Below are 17,016 nucleotides of genomic sequence, written 5' to 3' on the forward strand. Positions count from 1 at the left end.
TCAATAGATGTTTGCACCGTAAACCGGCTTTTCCTGCAGTGTCAGGTTGATTTTTAAATTTTTTCGTATTGCTGATCCGGGCTTTATACTCTGCTCAATAACTCTTCCGCTACCTGTCCAGGTGACCACAAGATCAAGTCTTTTTGCTACGGCAATCGCTTCTTTCAGGGAAACTCCCTTCAGGTCCGGCATTTCTTTTGTATCAAGCTTCCCGGCATCCACTCTTTTTATTCTTACTTCTTCTTTAATTTCTGTTTCGGGTTCCTCTGCCTCACCTTCAGGACTGATTATCTCGATATCACTCTCCTCCGGCGTGCTGTCAAGTTTCAGGTTGCCCCCAATGGACTTGTCAAGAACGAGAATCCTTTTGGCAACATTCTTAAAAACCGGAGCTGCCACTTCTCCACCTGTGATTCCGATGCTCTTGGGTGAATTCACAAGGATCAGACAGATGTACTTTGGATTTTCAGCAGGGAAAAATCCAATAAAAGAAGAGTTGTAGCGTTCTTTCGAATATTCACCATTAACAATCTTTCTTGAGGTTCCTGTTTTACCGCCGATTTTTATTCCTTCAATCCGCGCTTTTTTTCCTGTTCCGTTCTCCACAACATCGGTGAGAAGTGAACGGATAATCTGCGAAGTCTCTGCTGTTATCACTTCCCTGATTTTTACGGGATTGTTAAATTCTTTTATATTTCCTCTAACATCCTTGATCTCTCTGACAAGAAGCGGTTTGTAGAGAATCCCGCCATTTATAAGAGCTGAATAGGCAGTAATCAACTGTATCGGAGTAAGAGAGATTCCATATCCGTAGGCAATTGAACCTTTGGTTGTGCCTGACCATTCAGCGGGCAGCCCGAGCCGTCCCTTCACTTCACCGGGTAATCCTGCATAAGTATAATTTCCGAAACCAAAACTTCTCAAATACTGATAAAAGTCATTCTTTTCCATTTTTTGAGAGAGTTTCAGCATTCCGATGTTACTCGAATACCTGATTATCTCCCTCACAGTCATGGAAGCCTGCGCATGATGATCCTTTATTTCCTTCCCCATAAAATTGTATCTGCCGTTTTCAGTATTAACCACAGTGGAAACAGTCGCGAGCTTTTTATCAAGTATTCCGGCGATTGCGATACCTTTGAATGTTGATCCCGGTTCATAGACATCGGAAATGGCTCTGTTTCTTCTTGTATCATCCGAGAATTTCATATAGAGTTCAGGATCATACGATGGATAATTAGCCAGCGCAAGCACTTCCCCCGTATTCGGGTCCATCACTATTCCGGTTGCATTCTCGGCTTTGGCGGCCTTTACCCCCGCTTCAAGCTCCATTTCGAGAGCTCTTTGAATTGCCCGGTCGATGGTTAAGCCTATGTTGTCACCCGGTACCGCATCTTTGTAATTTTCCTCGAGCACCGACATCACGGCACCGGTTCCATCCTTCAACACGAATCGGCTTCCCTCTTTCCCTTTTAACAGGTCGTTGAAGCTTGATTCGATACCATCAGTTCCCTTACCCTCCCGGTTCACAAATCCCGTTATGTGGGATGCCAGTGATTTGTACTCATACACGCGTGTAGGGTCAGGTTCGTAAAATAGTCCGTCCTTTACAACATTTTTAAGCTTTAATGCTTTCTTCGCATCGACCTTCTTTAAAATGCAAAAAGTTTTGTTCGACGAGTCAATCTTCGCTTTCAGTTCAGCGTAATTCAACTCGAGCGAATCTGCGAGTATTTTTGCGATGACCGAATCCTTTTTATATTTCCTCGCAAGCTTCGGATCAACAAAGAACGATATTTCATTTTTGGTATAGACAAGTATGGTACCATTCCTGTCAAAAATCGATCCCCGTTCAGGCAGAAGAGGTTCAATCCCTACCTGCTGTTTGTTTGCAAAATAGGAATAGTCCTCAGCCTTCACCACTTGAATAAAAATCAGTCTGGTGAGCAAAACCCCTAAAAACAGGGTCATTACCCCGATGATGAGAAGGATTCTGTTAGTGCTCATTTAACAGATTAATCCTTTCTTCCAAATCCTCAACCTGCTCCCGTGAAATGGTAATTGGAGCTGTTGTATCATTTGCAACTGTAAGATTGAGTTTGGATTCAGCCAGAGGGACGAGAAATTCTTTTGACACCAGCTTGTCGAGGATTGCCTTGTTGGAATTGATTCCGGAGAGTTCAACTTTGATCTCCGATTTAAGGTCATCAATTTGTTTCGACAATTTGTTGCTTTCGATATTCATACTGATATAAAAATACGCCATCACTGCAATGACAATTGCAAAGGAGAGATATAACGCGATATTTTTTTTGTATGACTTCTTCATGTTCAGATTTTTTCAGCCGCTCTGAGTTTTCCGCTTCTTGCTCTTCTGTTAGCCTCCACTTCGGCAACGGAAGGAGAAACGGGCTTTTTCGTCAAAATCTTAAGAGAGGGTTTTTTATTGCAGATGCAAACCGGAAAATTCGGCGGACATATACAACCCTTTTCTTCCTCTCTAAAAAATTCCTTTACAATCCGGTCCTCAAGAGAATGATAGGTAAGTATCACAATCCTCCCGCCCGGTTTCAGAAGTGTAATCGATTCCTTCAAAAATTCTTTTAAGGAATCAAGCTCCCCGTTCACCTCAATACGAAGAGCTTGAAACACTCTGGACAATCTTTTAAACAAAAACCTTTGAGGTGTAACAGTTTCCAACAGTTTTGCGAGATCGGTTGTGGTCTTGAACGGCTTTATTTGTCGCTGTTTTACGATCAACTTAGCCAGAAATCCACTTTGTATCTCCTCGCCATATTCCCTGAAGATCCTTGCGAGCTCTTCCGGTTCTGCATTGTTTACTATTGCAGAGGCAGGTTTTCCCTCTGACTTGCTCATCCTCAAATCGAGGGGTGCTGTAACTCTGTAGGAAAATCCCTCGTCGCTTTCATCGAGCTGGTAGGAAGAAACACCAAGATCTGCAAAAATCCCGGAAAACGCATCAACCTGTTCCAGCCTGGCAGCTATCCCAATTTTGGTAAAATTAAAATTGTAGAGCCTGACCCGGCTGTCAGTTGAAAACTCTTCCATCGATTTATTGAAGACTGTTTGATCTAGATCTGTTCCAATTATTATAGCATCCGAATCAAGTTTCTCAAGAAACCTTTTCGTATGTCCACCGAAACCAAATGTACCGTCGAAGTACGCTCCGTCTTTGTCTGTTATTAAATATTCTACAGACTCTTTCAGGAGAACAGGACTATGAAACTTGTCCATTTATTTGCATCACATTTTCGGCAATGTTTTCAAAGCTGTCCACAGAAGCCTTTTCATATTGCTCGTAGATCGCAGGATTCCAGAATTCGATTCTGTTCAGTGAACCCAATACCAGCACTTCCTTCTCAATTTTGGAATATTCAAGGAGATGCGGCGGGATAATTACTCTTGACTGACCATCCATAGTCTGCTCTTCAGCGCTGTGAAGAAAGATTCGAATGAATCTCGCATGACTTTTATTGTACTGGTTCAACTTTGAGAGATTATCCTCGATCTTTGCAAATAAATCTTTAGGATACAGATCGATACAATGACCTACCTCATCCAGACCCACACCTTTGGTTAGTACCAGGGTGTTCTCAGCAGCCGGACTGATAAACTTCTTCAGCTTCGAAGGAATACTGATTCGGTTTTTGGAATCTAGAGTATGTAAAAAGTGTCCTTTGAACACTCAGGCGGTCCTTTTGTTTGTTTTTGGTTTGTTTTGTGGGCAGTTTACCCACTTTTCCACACTTCACCCCAAAACTTACTTATTTTTTAGCAAATAGTCAAGCAAATTTTAAATTATTTTAAAATAATTTTACAGACGAAACTTTTAATTGTAGTCAGGATAATGATTTACAGGTTTTATCGAAGAACTTGTGGAGTGGACTGTTCTTATGTGGGGCAAATTCCCATGAAATCACGGGAATTTGGAATTTTGGACTTTGGAGATGAATTTTTACTTCTTTTTGAGCTTTGCCATATAGAAACCATCAAAACCGGAGTCTGCCGGAGAAATTGATTTTGACTCGACCAATTCAAACTCATCTTTGCGTGTAGCGAGAAATTTCTTTATCTGACGCTCATTCTCTGAGGGAAGGATACTACAGGTAACATATACGAGAGTGCCTCCCTTCTTCACCATCGTGGAATGAAGGGAAAGTATCTCCTCCTGAGTTTTTATCAGCTCTTCAATTCTCTCTTTTTTGAGTTTCCATTTGGCATCGGGGTTTCTTTTCAGGACACCAAGCCCCGAGCAGGGTACATCAAGCAGAACAAGATCAGCACTTTCAGAAAGCCTTTTGATTACCTTCGAACTGTCAATCAATCGTGTCTCTATTATCGAAACTCCGTTTCGCTTGGCTCTTTTCTTAAGCTCAAATAATTTTTTATCCTCGATATCGAGCGAGAGTATTTTCCCTTTGTTTTTCATTACTGCTGCCAGATGAAGAGATTTGCCACCTGCTCCGGCACATGAATCGATCACTCTCATACCCGGCTGTACTCCGGTAAAGTATGCCACCATTTGAGATGATGCATCCTGAATCTCGAAAAATCCCTTTTTAAATTCATCAGTAAGAAAAATGTTTTTTCTGTTCTCGAGAATAAGCGCATCAGGGAATGCGGGATTTTCTTTTACAGGTATATCCTGTTCGGCAAGTTTTTCAGTCAGATATCTTTTGTTTGTCCTGAGTGAATTGACCCTGATTATGACTTCCGCCTGTTTGTTCAGGGCAATAAGTTCCTTTTCCCACCGTGCTCCCAGTTCCTGCTCCCCAAGGGCATCTAGCCAGTCGGGCACGGATTCCCTTATTTTTCTGATCTGTTTCCCTTCCTCGAACCGTTGCAGAAGTTTTTCTTTTTTCAACCCTGTACCGTCGAGCATTACCTCATCTATCTGGTGATTCAGGAAAAGATAGGCCGTCACAATTTTTCTGATTTGCTCCTCATTTTCTGTCCCGGTGGATGCTGCATAAGCAAGGAGTCTGAGATGCCTTATTATTTCGTATGACGATTCTGCTATAAATTTCCTGTCTCTGCCTCCCCACTTCGGATTGGTTTTAAGTACATAATAGATAACGGAATCGCTGTATCTGTTCTCCAGAATGGTCATCGTCGTGATCTTGATTACAGCTTCTACAAGGTTTTTATGGATTTTTTTCATCAGGTGGGACTGTCCGGCTCCGGATTGATTCTAAAAAAGAGTGAAAAATAAAGTAAATTTGATATGACTAATTTAACAGATTAACAGCAAGTAACCGAATTATGAAAAAACCCGGAACATTTTTAGGACTTACCCTGACTCTTGGCATTCTGCTTGCCATGTTTCTTGCGAAGATTGTTGTCGATGCTTTAATAACAGGAGTAATTGTCATTGGACTGGCACTACTGATCGGCATCTTTTTGGAATACTTCAAATTTATGAGGAAATGATGGCATACTATCCCCTTTTCCTGCTCTCGGTTTTCCTGTTTTCAATCACGATTTCACAGCAGCCGACAGTTGCAGTCGCACAACCCGGTAAAGTAAAGACAGAGTCTGTTGATACATCGGATCTGTTCCTGAAGTCGGAGCTTGAATCGATGGTAAAACTTAAACTAATCACCAACAAGCAGAAGGAGAAGCTTTCCGAAATCCTGAAAGCTGTGGAAGTGGAGTATCTCGACACAAACAGTGTCAGACAGAAAGGATGGTTGATTACCCACAAAGATGTCGCTCAAACGATATCAAAAATATTCAAACAACTGGCTGACTCGGGCTTTATAATCGAAAGAATCGAGCCAATGAGTAAATATAAATGGTCGGACAGCAGCTCTATGGCAAACAACAATACCTCCTGCTTTAATTACCGGCTTGTATCCGGAACCCGGAGCATCAGCAAACACGCCAATGGACTTGCAATAGATATAAATCCTTTCTGGAACCCCTTTGTCTCCGGGAAACATATCTCTCCGAAAGGTGCCAAGTATGACATTAAGAGACCCGGCACCATCCACAAAAAATCATTTATCTATAAAATCTTTAAGGAAAATGGCTGGACCTGGGGTGGTGAATGGATCCCTTACCAGGATTACCAGCACTTCTTTTATGATAAAATAAGGGTAAAAAGTTTTTAAATTTTTGTTAATGTATTACTTTTATTAAACCGGTTTAACAATTAGTCAAAAAAGATAAATAGATTGCTTTCAAGAAAGTAACACTTGAAATATTTATTTAAAAATTTTATTTAATTTTTAGCTTGACTGAGACGGCCCCACGCAGGTCTCCGGGTTTAAAATTTACGGCTTTATCATCGGGATATTTTTCAGCCAAAATCTTTTTGATCCCTTCAGGTATTTGTTCTTCTGTGCCATGACAAACCACACACTCCTCCGAGAGTAAAATCGGTTTAACCAGGTGCAGGGTTCTTTCATTTCCATTCTTTTCGACTCTGTAAAGTACGGTATCTTTATTGAAGGTGCTCCCTTTCATCATGTTTTCAAATTCCTTTAGCCACATCATCTCACCAGCATCGGGAACATTCTTGTCATTTCTGTTCAGGAAAGCGACTCTCCGGATGTCAATTGATTTCTCCCGTGAATATTTGTTCGTAAATTCCTGTGCCGTATCTGAACAAACAGTCAATGCTGCTTCCGGACCGCCACTTTTCATCTCTTTTACAAGTATACTCTTCAACTCTTTTAAATATCCATTGGCGGCGGATAAAGCCTCTTTTTTTGCCGCCTCGAGGGCTGCATCCTTCTTAGGTTCAACTTTTCTGATGCATCCTGTCAGCAAAAACGCTGTCAGAATTGTCAGCACAATCAAGTTACGCATAATTTCTCCTTTGTTATGGTAATTGGATGTTTAAAAATAAAAGAGGTTGCTTCTATTTTTCATAAAAACAACCTCAAAATAAGTAATTAATCAATTACACGATGAATTTGCCGCGCTTTGTATAATGAGTATGCAACAATTCATGCGACTTGTGACTGCAAGGACCCTCGGGAATGAACCTGGCATAGAACTCTGCCACATGTGTATTCTCGTGAGATTTCCTTATTGGAAGTTCTTCCTCTTCCTGATAGATAGCCTTGGCGCGTGCCTTACGAATCTTTTCATTGGTAGGTACGGGCATTCCACCACCACCAAGACAGCCACCCGGACATGCCATGATTTCGATGAAATGTACATCGTAAAGTTCTCCGGCTTTCAGCATTTCCATCACCTTTTTGGCATTGGCAGTACCGTGTGCAACGAGGAACTTAAGCTCGACGCCTTCGAGGAAAGCCCAGTCGGGCACACAACCTTCAAGCACCACGGATGATTGCTTGATGCCTTCAAAGCCTCTGACGGCTTCTATACGAAGCTTGTCGAACGGTACTTCTCTGCCTGTGATAAGTTCATAAGCGGTACGAAGTGCTGCTTCCATAACACCACCGGTAGCACCGAAGATGAGTCCTGCTCCCGATCCGATTCCGAACGGGTCATCGAATTCTGATTTGGGAAGTGACGGAACCATCATTCCTGCTTCCTTTATCATCTTGGCCATTTCACGGGCTGTAAGTCCATAATCCACATCTTTGTAACCTGATGCATTCATCTCGGGACGGTTGCATTCAAACTTCTTTGCGGAGCATGGCATCAGAGCAACACTGACAACATCTGCAGGATCCACTCCGGCCTGTTCGGCATAAAATGTTTTGATGATGGCACCAAACATCTGTTGAGGCGATTTAGCCGATGAAAGGTGATCGAGATATTCAGGATAGAAATGCTCGATATACTTTACCCAGCCGGGAGAACATGAAGTGAACTGAGGCAGTTTGACATCCGTATCACCATCAACTATTGCTTTTTTAAGTCTGGTAAGGAGCTCTGTCCCCTCTTCCATGATCGTTAAATCGGCTGTAAAGTTGGTGTCAAACACTTTGTCGAATCCAACGCGCTTCAATGCTGTATTCAACTGCTTGGTTACCGAAGTGCCGGGTTCCAACCCGAATTCCTCACCAATGGCAGCACGAGGAGATGGAGCGGTTTGAATAACCACATGTTTCGTAGGATCCTCGATTGCTCTGAATATTTCGTCTGAAGGATCATTTGCATATAATGCTCCGGTAGGACATCTGTTGATGCACTGCCCGCAATTTATACAAACAACATCAGCAAGCGGTTTTTCCATAAAAGTGGAAATGTGAGTGTGTGGACCTCTTCCAATAACATCGAGAGTACCCACCTCCTGTAAATCGATACAGGTTCTTACACAACGGCGGCAGTTAACACATTTGTCCATATCCCTGACAACGGAAAATGACGATCTGTCGACATCAAATTTGCTGACTGTTTCATGTCCAAAAGTAAAGCTGTCCACTCCCATCTCTTTGGCAAGAGTTTGAAGTTCGCAGTTGCCATTCTTTACACACGCGTAACATTCACCCACATGCTCACTGAGCAGCAATTCCATTATGTGTTTTCTTGCTTTTCTGACAGCAATGGTTGATGTCTTAACTTTAAGCGGAGCCGTAATGGGGTATGAACACGATGCCTGTAATGTCCTCATTCCCTCCACATCCACCAGACACAAACGGCAATGACCACCAATTCCGAGATCATCATGATTACACAAGGTCGGGATATGAATGTCAGCCATTTGACAGGCTTCGAGAATGGTCGTCCCAAAAGGAACATTCATCGTTTTACTGTTTATTTGTACAGATACGGTGCCACCAATGGTCTCGGTATTTTCCGGTGCTTTCGGAACAAATGTCTTATGACTCATCGGAGCACGGGATGTCTTTAAGTGTTTCATTGGTAAACTCCTTCTCCTTTGGAATGAAATATCTCGTCTTTGAAGTCTTCCAGAATTGAAAGAAACGGATTGGGGCTGCTTTGTCCCAGACCACATTTTGAAGCAACTCGCATCGTCTGCCCGAGGTCCTTCAGGTTGTTGATATGGGCAAATGTATACTCATTTCTCTCGATCATCTCCACACCTTCCAGCAGTTTCTGGTTCCCGAGTCTGCATGGGGTGCACTGTCCGCACGATTCTTCAACAAAAAATTCCATGAAGTTTTTCAGAACATAAAGCATGTCACGGCTTTCGTTGAATATCATTATCGAACCACCTGTGGCAGCATCTTCATAGGAAAGTTTTCTGTCAAATTTTGATTTTGGAATGCAAACTCCCGATGCTCCGCCTACCTGAACAGCCTTGGTGTTTTTTGCACCGACTTTTTCAAGCAGCTCATTTATGCTGATTCCCCAGTTGAGTTCGTAAACTCCGGGTTTCTCACAGTCGCCTGAAACGGAAAACAGCTTGGAACCGGACGATGCCGAAGTACCCAGCTCAGCATATTTTTCACCACCCTGGAGCACGATATGTGGCACAGCGGCGAGTGTCTCTACATTGTTCACGGTTGTGGGAGCACCGCAAAAGCCTGTATTTACAGGATATGGAGGGCGGTTTCTCGGTTCACCTCTCTGACCTTCGAGGGACTCTATCAAAGCGGTTTCCTCACCGCAAACATATGCTCCTGCTCCCATTACAATTGCGATATCAAAGTTGAAACCTTCTTTTCCAAGAATATTCTCTCCGAGCAGGTTGTTTTCGCGCATTTCAGTCAGGCAATCCTCGAGGAACTGTTTCATGTAGATGTATTCACCTCTAAGATAAATATATCCCTGAACAGCTCCGACAGTATATCCTCCAATTACCATTCCGTCGAGGATAAGGAAGGGGGAATTCATAAGGAGCACGCGGTCTTTGAATGTACCGGGCTCTCCTTCATCTGCGTTGCAAACGATGAATTTATCCTCGCCTTTAGCCGCTGCCACAAGCATCCATTTTGTTGAAGTGGGGAATCCGGCTCCGCCTCTTCCCTTCAGTCTGGAAGTCTTAAGCTCAAACAGGATATCCTCCCGGCTCATTTCAAGGGCTTTTTTTACTGATGATCCGGCGATGTAATCCGAAAAAAGGAGACTGGAAGTATGTATTGTATTTACTATGTCGTTATGCATTTTATCATCCTCCTCACTTGATCTCTCTTAAAATGGCACATGCTTTTTCAGGATCAAGTTTAGTGTAAACCCTGTCATTTACAATCATGGCAGGTCCTTGATCACACATACCGAGACAATTGGTAAATTCGAGTGTGATTTTCTGGTCTTTGCTGGTCTCGCCAAACTTTAATCCGAGCTCTCTCTCGATTGCTTTCTCGATGTTGCATTTGCCAGCCATATCGCAAATAATGGTACGGCACAAGCGAACAATGTTTCTGCCTTTAGGTTTGCAATTGAAAAATGAGTAGAACGAAACCACGCCAAAAACTTCCACGGGATGGATATCCAGCACCCGTGCCACTTCCTGTTGCGCAAAATCGGGGATGTAATTATATCTGTTCTGGATGTAATTGAGGAGTGGCATAAGAGCAGTACGATGGAATTCATACTGCTTTGCGAAATCCTCAATTTCCTGAGTCAAACTGTTTTTCTCTAATTCTAGCATCTCATCACCTCTTATTTCCTGTTTAAGAGTTTGAGAACTTTATCGATTAGCACATCGGCTGAAACAGGTTTTTCAACGAAATCGTCAACAGGAACCATGTCGCTTTTTCCAAACTCAAATCCGAGTGCTTTGGATACAGATGTGTACATCAAAATAGGGGTTTTTACACCTTCCCGGCGGAATTTCTGGGCGAGGAAAAATCCGTCATCAGGCTCCTGCATCATTACATCAAGAATGATGAGGGAAGGAGAATTTTCCTTCACTATTTTAAATCCATCGGTGGGATTGTTTGCGGTTATCACTTCGAAACCGTTGGCCATCAGAACCAGGGTAGTGGCATCTATAATATCCGGGTCGTCATCAATTATTGCTATGAGAGACATATCAGTCCTTTGCATTAATTTGTTGCTTTGTTTTGTTATATATGTTCCGGTCGGAATTTCCGACAAGTCACGGGAGACTTCTCCCGACTGGAACTGTCTGAATCAAAGAATAATAGTTCCGCAGTTATGATCTGTGCCCCGGTGGCACGCCCGACTTTATTGAAATTTATTTATTCACAACCTTTTCAGGAAGGAAAATCCTGAAGGTGCTCCCCTTCTCGTACTCACTCTCCGTCTCGATTTTACCTGAATAGTAATCGATCGTTTTCTTCACGATGGAAAGCCCGAGACCTGTACCATGAATTGATTTTGTAAATTCGTTTTTCGCTCTGAAGAAATCTGAAAAAAGCCTGCTCTTCTCCTCAGGTTTCAGGCCAATACCCGTGTCTCTTATCTCCAAAACAATGTATGCTCCCCTCTTTTGAAGGGAGACGAAGACCTGACCATTTTCCTTGTTATACTTGATCGCATTGCTTGTCAGGTTGGTTATCACTCTCTCAATTTCAAGGCGGTCAGCTTCAATGGCATATGAAGTGTCTCCTTTTGTGTAATTGATCGTCACATTCTTTTTCTTCGCCTCAAACTCCATCATCTGAATGGTATCTGTGAGAAGAGCGTCCAGATCTATTTTGATAATCTCCCTCTTCACCGTGTTCAGCTCAATCCGGGAAATATCAAGAAGATCGTTCACCATCGTCAAAAGACTGCGAAGACGGCTTGTACTCCTGTTCAGGAAGTCCTGTCGTTGCTCGTCAGTGATTTTCATTTTTGGATTGCTTAGAATGTCGAGGAAGCCGATGGTAGCCGCAACGGGAGCTTTGAGCTCATGAGATACCATCGAAACGAATTGCGATTTGAGGTTTTCTATCTGCTTAAACTGAGTGATGTTCTTTGCTACAACTACAATTCCCGCCGTCTTTTTCTTTTCATTGTCGGGAATTGGTGAACAGGAAACTTCGACGAACATTTCCGGTTGAGTTGACAGTTTCAACTGGACCGATTCACTTACATCTTCAAAGACTTCCCGGTTGATCATTCTTGTGGCGATTTCCCGTACTTCCTCCGGTAATACTTCAAGTATCCGTTCTGCCAGAAGTATCTCATCCAGATCGAGTAATCTCAAAGCAGCAGGGTTATAATAAACCATTTCACCGAACTGGTTCATTACCAGTACACCGTCAGCAAGAAGATTAATTATGGTATTAAGCCTGCTTCTCTCGAAAGCAAGCTCTAAAAGGCGGGCTTCACGGTCACGACGCAGTCTTTCAGCTTCAAGTATAAGCCTTCGTTTCTGCATCCCTTTTTCGATGTTGTGTATCAGTTCATCCGGGGTGAAAGGCTTTAATATGTAACCTTCTGCTCCAAGTTTTGTGGCTTCGACTGCAGTTTCATAACTTGCGTAGGCAGTTGCCATGAAACAGATGGTGTTGGGTCTTGCCAGACGAATTTCACGCAATACATCTATTCCGCTGACATCGGGCATTTTAAGGTCGAGGAGAGCGATATCGAAATCGCCCTCCGTCCCTTTTTTAATTCCTTCAACGCCATTCTCTGCAGTGTCCACTTCAAATCCTTCGATTTGAAGTATCCTTTTTACGCCATTACGAAGGTAATCTTCGTCGTCAACCAAGAGTATCCTGGCAGGGCTGTCTGAATCTTCCACCCTGTTATCTCCGGATTAACCTGCTTGTTTTTCGTAAAAATCGGATATCCTGCTTAAGATATCTTCGAGAACGACCGGTTTGTTTAGGATGTCGTCTGCGTTGATCCACTCCTGCTCTTCCTGAGTCATTGAATCGAATTGCATCCCTGTCTGGTTTGCAACTGCCGTTACGATGTAAACAGGCATCTTTTTACCATGTGGATGCCTCTTGATCTTGTGAGCCAGGATAAAACCTGAATCATATTCTTCCATCATCAAATCGATGACCGCACAAGCCGGTTTGAATGTCAGGAACTTTTCGTAACCGTCGTTACTTGTTTCGGCTGTTTCAACAGTAAATCCTTCAGCCTCAAAAAGAAGCCTGTTTTGCTCAAGTATGTCTATATCGTCATCAACCAGTAATATTTTTTTTTCGTAGTCCATTTTATACCTTCATATGTTTAAGTACTGTTTTTTCGGGAGTCGAATATGAAATTCGGTTCCTTTCCCCTCTTCACTCGTAAAGTTGATATCACCTTTGTGCATTTTCATGATACCATAGGCGATCGCCAACCCGAGTCCGGTCCCTTTACCGGCTTCCTTAGTAGTGAAAAAAGGAGTAAACAGTTTGCTGTGATTCTCTTTTTTTATTCCTTCTCCGGTGTCAGCAACAAACAGTTTGATGCTCTCACCCAAATCCTCAAATCTGATATTGATCTTTTTTACAGGAGCATTTCTTAGTGCGTCAGTTGCATTAATCAGGAGATTGGTTAACACCTGCTCTATCTGATCCTTGTCTCCCTGTATTACCATTGCAGCCAAAGGAAGCTCCGCTTTAACTTCAATCCCATCCAGCTTCCCGGTCACCGATAATTTTTTAACAAGATTCTTTATCTCTGCAAATATATCGAAAGTTGAGACATTTAGCTTGCCTTGCCTTGCAAAATTTAGAAGATTGGCAACAATATTTTTACATCTGTTTGCCTCACCCATGATCATTTCGAGGTCCCCGGTAATATCCGCTTCTATTTTATGCTTCTCACAAAGTTTCTTCAACAATCCGGCATAAACCATAATTGTCCCCAGTGGATTGTTGATCTCATGAGCCACCCCGGCAGCCAGTTGTCCGATTGATGCGAGTTTTTCCGCTGAATGAAGTGCGGCTTCGGTCTCATGCAGGTTGTCATATGCATCCCGTATCTCATCAAGGAGGTGTGGCAGACACATCTCTTTTTCGCTGAGTCCTTTGGCAATCGCTATCGCAAAATCCCTGCAGGTATTATACCCGCATGCACCACAATTTAATTCATCCCTCTTCCGGTTTATTCCAAATGTGGAGAGAATTTCATTAATTTTCTCTTCATCAGGTTCGGGTCTTCTCTGACTTGTTTTGACAAAATTCCTGCCGAAGTCGATATCCCTGCTGTTGAAAATATTGCTTTTCCACACCTTTTTATCCACCTGCTTCATATCTTTCTTTATGAACTCGATTACCTTCTCCCGCTTGGAATAGTAGTTCAAATCACTGTCGATTGCAGGTCCCGAAATGCAGCCTTCGCAGAAAAGGATGTCAACGAACCTTGCATTGATATTCTTCGCTGCAATCTCGTCAATAATTTCGATCACTTTTTTTCTCCCCTCCACTACCACGATCTCATCATCAAGTACATCCCCGGGAAGGTCTGTCGATTTCAAAAGCCCTCCTGCAAGAGGAAATGCCTTTCCCAGCGCCGCTCTCGGCGGATCGAATGGTATTGTTTCCAAATCGGAGAAAACTATATTTTCCCTCAAAAACATCTGCTTCAGCTCACTAAAGGTCAGTACGGTATCGATAACATTTTCCACCGGGTCGTCTGTGAATTCATCTTTTTTCGCGACACACGGCCCGATAAAAACAATTTTTGTATTCTCCCCTTTCTCCTTTTTAAGATACCTGCCGAGTGCTATCATGGGCGACACTATTCCCGCAAGGTTTTGAACCAGCTCAGGATAGTATTTTTGAATGTAGTTGAAGACAGCGGGACAGGCTGTACTAATCACCGGCTTTACTTCCGCATTCATTACTGCATCAATATAGTCGCTTCCTACCAGATCGGCACCAAATGCTGTCTCAACGACTGTGTCAAATCCAAGTCGCTTCAGAGCTGCGGGTATTTTTTCGTAATCATTGGGGAAGGATGCCGCGAAGGATGGGGCTACAATGGCAATGCGTTCAGACTGAATATCTGATAGCACTTCACTGTATGTTTCTTCGATGTTGCTGATGATGCATTTGGCGTGCTGAGAGCATACCACCACACAGTTGCCACAGGTAATGCAACGATCCTGTATTATAAGAGCCTGTCCGTTCACTACCCTGATCGCTTTCGCCGGACACTCTCTAATACACGAGTAACACCTTTTACATCTGTCAGGTACGGTAAATATTACACCGGACATTCTTAAACTTCCGCAATAATCTCTTTTAAGCATGCATATTTGATGCCAAACTTAATGAGTCAATTTTGATGCTTAAAGCAAGAATCTGTTAATGAGCGAAAATTCAATTTCTCACAAACGATAAAATTTTGTCTTAATTTTTGGAAACGGGATGAAAAACGATTTACAATATTGAATCGATTTCGTGAAATAGCAGGGATTTCGTTGGGCCGGGAGAAGGTTTACTACTTGATAATTTAAATCACCTCCAATGCCACGGAACAACTGCTTCCTGTGAAAATTATCACCCAAAATTTGAGATTGGTGATTTCTTTTATCTCAGGCAGTTGCTTGTATCTTTCCACCTGTTTTATAGCGGCAGTTTTCACATCTTCAAGGGTTGAAGCATCTCCTTTTTTAATGTACTTTATCTCAAAAAGGTGCTGGAATGCAGGGCTGTAGATTTGTGAATTCAAAAACAAAAGGTCGGGGTAGTTAAGGTTTACTTCCTGTTCACTCTTAATTTTGAATGATTTTGTGAGCGAAATATATACGATAAAAAGCAGTTTTACATATTTCTCATCAAAATTCATAAAATCGCGATTGGAGAGATTTTGTAAAATGGACTCAACTATCCTGATCACCGGCTGAACATCATTTGAGTTTCCCATCGCTCTTGCAGCATTTTTCAGGTCTTCAATATCGGGTTCTATCTGATTTTTTTCACTCATTTCATTCGCGAAAAAATCCCAAAACACTTCCTTAATTACATAATTTGGAATCTCAAACAACAGATCGAAATCCCTCCCGCCCTTAATTGTCAATAAACCGTTATAATAGAGCAAAGTGATAAAATCCTGAACGGTAAATTTGCGCTCAAATGTGAAAATTTGAGTTAGATTGGAAGGGTAATAACCTGTCTTCAAAATAGTATCAATCACCTCGACATTTGCTTCGTAGTTCTCGAGAGCCACAATCTTTTTGATCTTCGAGAAATCTGTCACAATATTACTGTCCACCATTTCGCGGGGATATTTCAGCGTAACCTGATTTATCTCCGAGAAAAATCTTAGTAACATCGCCGGATTATAAAGTCTTGTATTTGCTTCAGGGGAGAACAAACTGCCATTATACCAGGCGGCAACATCTTCAAGAATCTTTTCTGCAGCCTCCTTTTGAATACCAGGCAGAAGGTCATAAATCATCTTTTCAACTTCCGCTGTGGTAAATCCCGCCATTTCGTTGAACGACTCATGAGTGGAAATATTTGTGCCAATATTAAAGCCACTTGTCATCGAATCGAGTGTCACGGGTGTTACCCCTGTTGCAAAAAATCTTTCGATTATGCCCTTCCCTGTAAAATACTTTATTGTCTCGTAAAATTTTCTAACAAATCCGTTTTTTGAGACAATGTCTGAAAATGTATCGAAATGGAATGAGAGTATTTCGTTTGTAAAATGATCATACTCATCAATTAAGACCATGATTTTATTTTCAAGTCTTTCACTAATTTCTGAAAGATAATCCCCAAGCGTGTCAGATGGATATGTATTTTCCATAACCTCAGCATACTTCATTTCATCAAGCAGTTCATACTTACTATTGAACATACTCAAAGCATTTTGAATCTTTTTATTAAATCCATCCATAATATCATCAAGGTTGGATGTATTTATTCCTGTGAAATCGAATCTTAATACATAATAATTGTTTTTATTCGGAGTGGTGTGCTCTTTTTGTCCGATATATAAATTTAAGAAGAGTGAATCAAATTCATCTTTGAATTGAAGGCCGTAATAATATTCGAGCATCGAAATCGTGAGAGACTTACCAAAACGACGAGGGCGGAGAAAAAACAGGTAGTTACTGCATTCTTCGAGCTTCTTAATAAACTGAGTTCTGTCCACATAATAGCAGTCGGATTGAATCAGGGTTCTAAAATCAGCTATTCCGTAAGGGATTTTTTTTCGCTTGTTCATTTTGGTACCAAAACTTCTAAAATCTTTTATCTAAATATAAGAAACCAATTTTATCATTTCTTTCTTTGTTTTAATCAATATTATTCAGATATT

General features: G+C 42.0%; 16 protein-coding genes. 2 read left to right on the forward strand and 14 right to left on the reverse strand.

From position 1 onward, the window contains the following. The 5 genes from J0L60_16000 to J0L60_16020 all read right to left on the reverse strand — a co-directional run bounded on the left by J0L60_16000 (position 1) and on the right by J0L60_16020 (position 5,182). Complete coding sequence (locus tag J0L60_16000; protein MBN8547633.1) at positions 1-2,007, reverse strand: transpeptidase family protein; 2,007 nt, start codon at positions 2,005-2,007, stop codon at positions 1-3. Then, positions 1,997-2,329: a hypothetical protein gene (locus J0L60_16005; protein ID MBN8547634.1), complete on the reverse strand. Its 333-nt coding sequence runs from the start codon at positions 2,327-2,329 to the stop codon at positions 1,997-1,999. Before J0L60_16005 ends, J0L60_16000 begins: the two co-directional genes overlap by 11 nt. 2 nt (positions 2,330-2,331) lie before the next feature. Beyond that, the gene (gene rsmH, locus J0L60_16010; GenBank protein MBN8547635.1) at positions 2,332-3,255 is read right to left on the reverse strand and encodes a 16S rRNA (cytosine(1402)-N(4))-methyltransferase RsmH; all 924 of its coding nucleotides are present in this window, start codon (positions 3,253-3,255) and stop codon (positions 2,332-2,334) included. After that, positions 3,239-3,706: a division/cell wall cluster transcriptional repressor MraZ gene (gene mraZ, locus J0L60_16015; GenBank protein ID MBN8547636.1), complete on the reverse strand. Its 468-nt coding sequence runs from the start codon at positions 3,704-3,706 to the stop codon at positions 3,239-3,241. The genes rsmH and mraZ overlap by 17 nt, the downstream gene beginning before the upstream one ends. 270 nt (positions 3,707-3,976) lie before the next feature. Beyond that, positions 3,977-5,182 carry an RsmB/NOP family class I SAM-dependent RNA methyltransferase gene (locus J0L60_16020; GenBank protein ID MBN8547637.1) on the reverse strand — a complete coding sequence of 402 codons (1,206 nt, stop codon included), beginning with the start codon at positions 5,180-5,182 and terminating at the stop codon, positions 3,977-3,979. Between the two features lie 101 nt (positions 5,183-5,283). On the opposite strand from J0L60_16020, the gene J0L60_16025 reads away from it, so the two are divergent. Both J0L60_16025 and J0L60_16030 read left to right on the forward strand, forming a co-directional pair. After that, positions 5,284-5,451 (forward strand): hypothetical protein, encoded by a 168-nt coding sequence (locus J0L60_16025; GenBank protein ID MBN8547638.1) that lies wholly within the window; start codon positions 5,284-5,286, stop codon positions 5,449-5,451. Beyond that, entirely contained in the window at positions 5,451-6,134 is a 684-nt protein-coding gene (locus J0L60_16030; protein ID MBN8547639.1) for a M15 family metallopeptidase, read from the forward strand. Before J0L60_16025 ends, J0L60_16030 begins: the two co-directional genes overlap by 1 nt. Before the next feature lie 106 nt (positions 6,135-6,240). Here J0L60_16030 and J0L60_16035 read toward each other — a convergent pair whose 3' ends face one another. From J0L60_16035 to J0L60_16075, 9 genes are all read right to left on the reverse strand, one after another. Continuing rightward, positions 6,241-6,834: a DUF3365 domain-containing protein gene (locus J0L60_16035; protein ID MBN8547640.1), complete on the reverse strand. Its 594-nt coding sequence runs from the start codon at positions 6,832-6,834 to the stop codon at positions 6,241-6,243. A gap of 94 nt (positions 6,835-6,928) precedes the next feature. Further along, on the reverse strand, positions 6,929-8,806 hold the full coding sequence (locus J0L60_16040; GenBank protein ID MBN8547641.1) for an iron hydrogenase small subunit: 1,878 nt from the start codon (positions 8,804-8,806) through the stop codon (positions 6,929-6,931). Next, the gene (locus J0L60_16045; GenBank protein ID MBN8547642.1) at positions 8,803-10,014 is read right to left on the reverse strand and encodes an iron hydrogenase; all 1,212 of its coding nucleotides are present in this window, start codon (positions 10,012-10,014) and stop codon (positions 8,803-8,805) included. Before J0L60_16045 ends, J0L60_16040 begins: the two co-directional genes overlap by 4 nt. A 13-nt stretch (positions 10,015-10,027) precedes the next feature. Beyond that, the gene (locus tag J0L60_16050) at positions 10,028-10,501 is read right to left on the reverse strand and encodes an NAD(P)H-dependent oxidoreductase subunit E (GenBank protein ID MBN8547643.1); all 474 of its coding nucleotides are present in this window, start codon (positions 10,499-10,501) and stop codon (positions 10,028-10,030) included. Between the two features lie 11 nt (positions 10,502-10,512). Further along, positions 10,513-10,884: a response regulator gene (locus tag J0L60_16055; protein MBN8547644.1), complete on the reverse strand. Its 372-nt coding sequence runs from the start codon at positions 10,882-10,884 to the stop codon at positions 10,513-10,515. A gap of 166 nt (positions 10,885-11,050) precedes the next feature. Then, positions 11,051-12,547, reverse strand: coding sequence for a response regulator (locus J0L60_16060; protein MBN8547645.1), 1,497 nt, complete (start codon positions 12,545-12,547; stop codon positions 11,051-11,053). A gap of 15 nt (positions 12,548-12,562) precedes the next feature. Further along, the gene (locus J0L60_16065) at positions 12,563-12,970 is read right to left on the reverse strand and encodes a response regulator transcription factor (GenBank protein ID MBN8547646.1); all 408 of its coding nucleotides are present in this window, start codon (positions 12,968-12,970) and stop codon (positions 12,563-12,565) included. Between the two features lie 9 nt (positions 12,971-12,979). Next, the gene (locus tag J0L60_16070; GenBank protein MBN8547647.1) at positions 12,980-14,965 is read right to left on the reverse strand and encodes a 4Fe-4S dicluster domain-containing protein; all 1,986 of its coding nucleotides are present in this window, start codon (positions 14,963-14,965) and stop codon (positions 12,980-12,982) included. A 236-nt stretch (positions 14,966-15,201) separates the two neighbouring features. Further along, positions 15,202-16,923: an AAA family ATPase gene (locus J0L60_16075; GenBank protein ID MBN8547648.1), complete on the reverse strand. Its 1,722-nt coding sequence runs from the start codon at positions 16,921-16,923 to the stop codon at positions 15,202-15,204. Positions 16,924-17,016 lie beyond the last annotated feature (93 nt).

The sequence above is a fragment of the Ignavibacteria bacterium genome (genome assembly GCA_017302895.1).
Taxonomy (GTDB): domain Bacteria; phylum Bacteroidota; class Ignavibacteria; order Ignavibacteriales; family Ignavibacteriaceae; genus UTCHB3.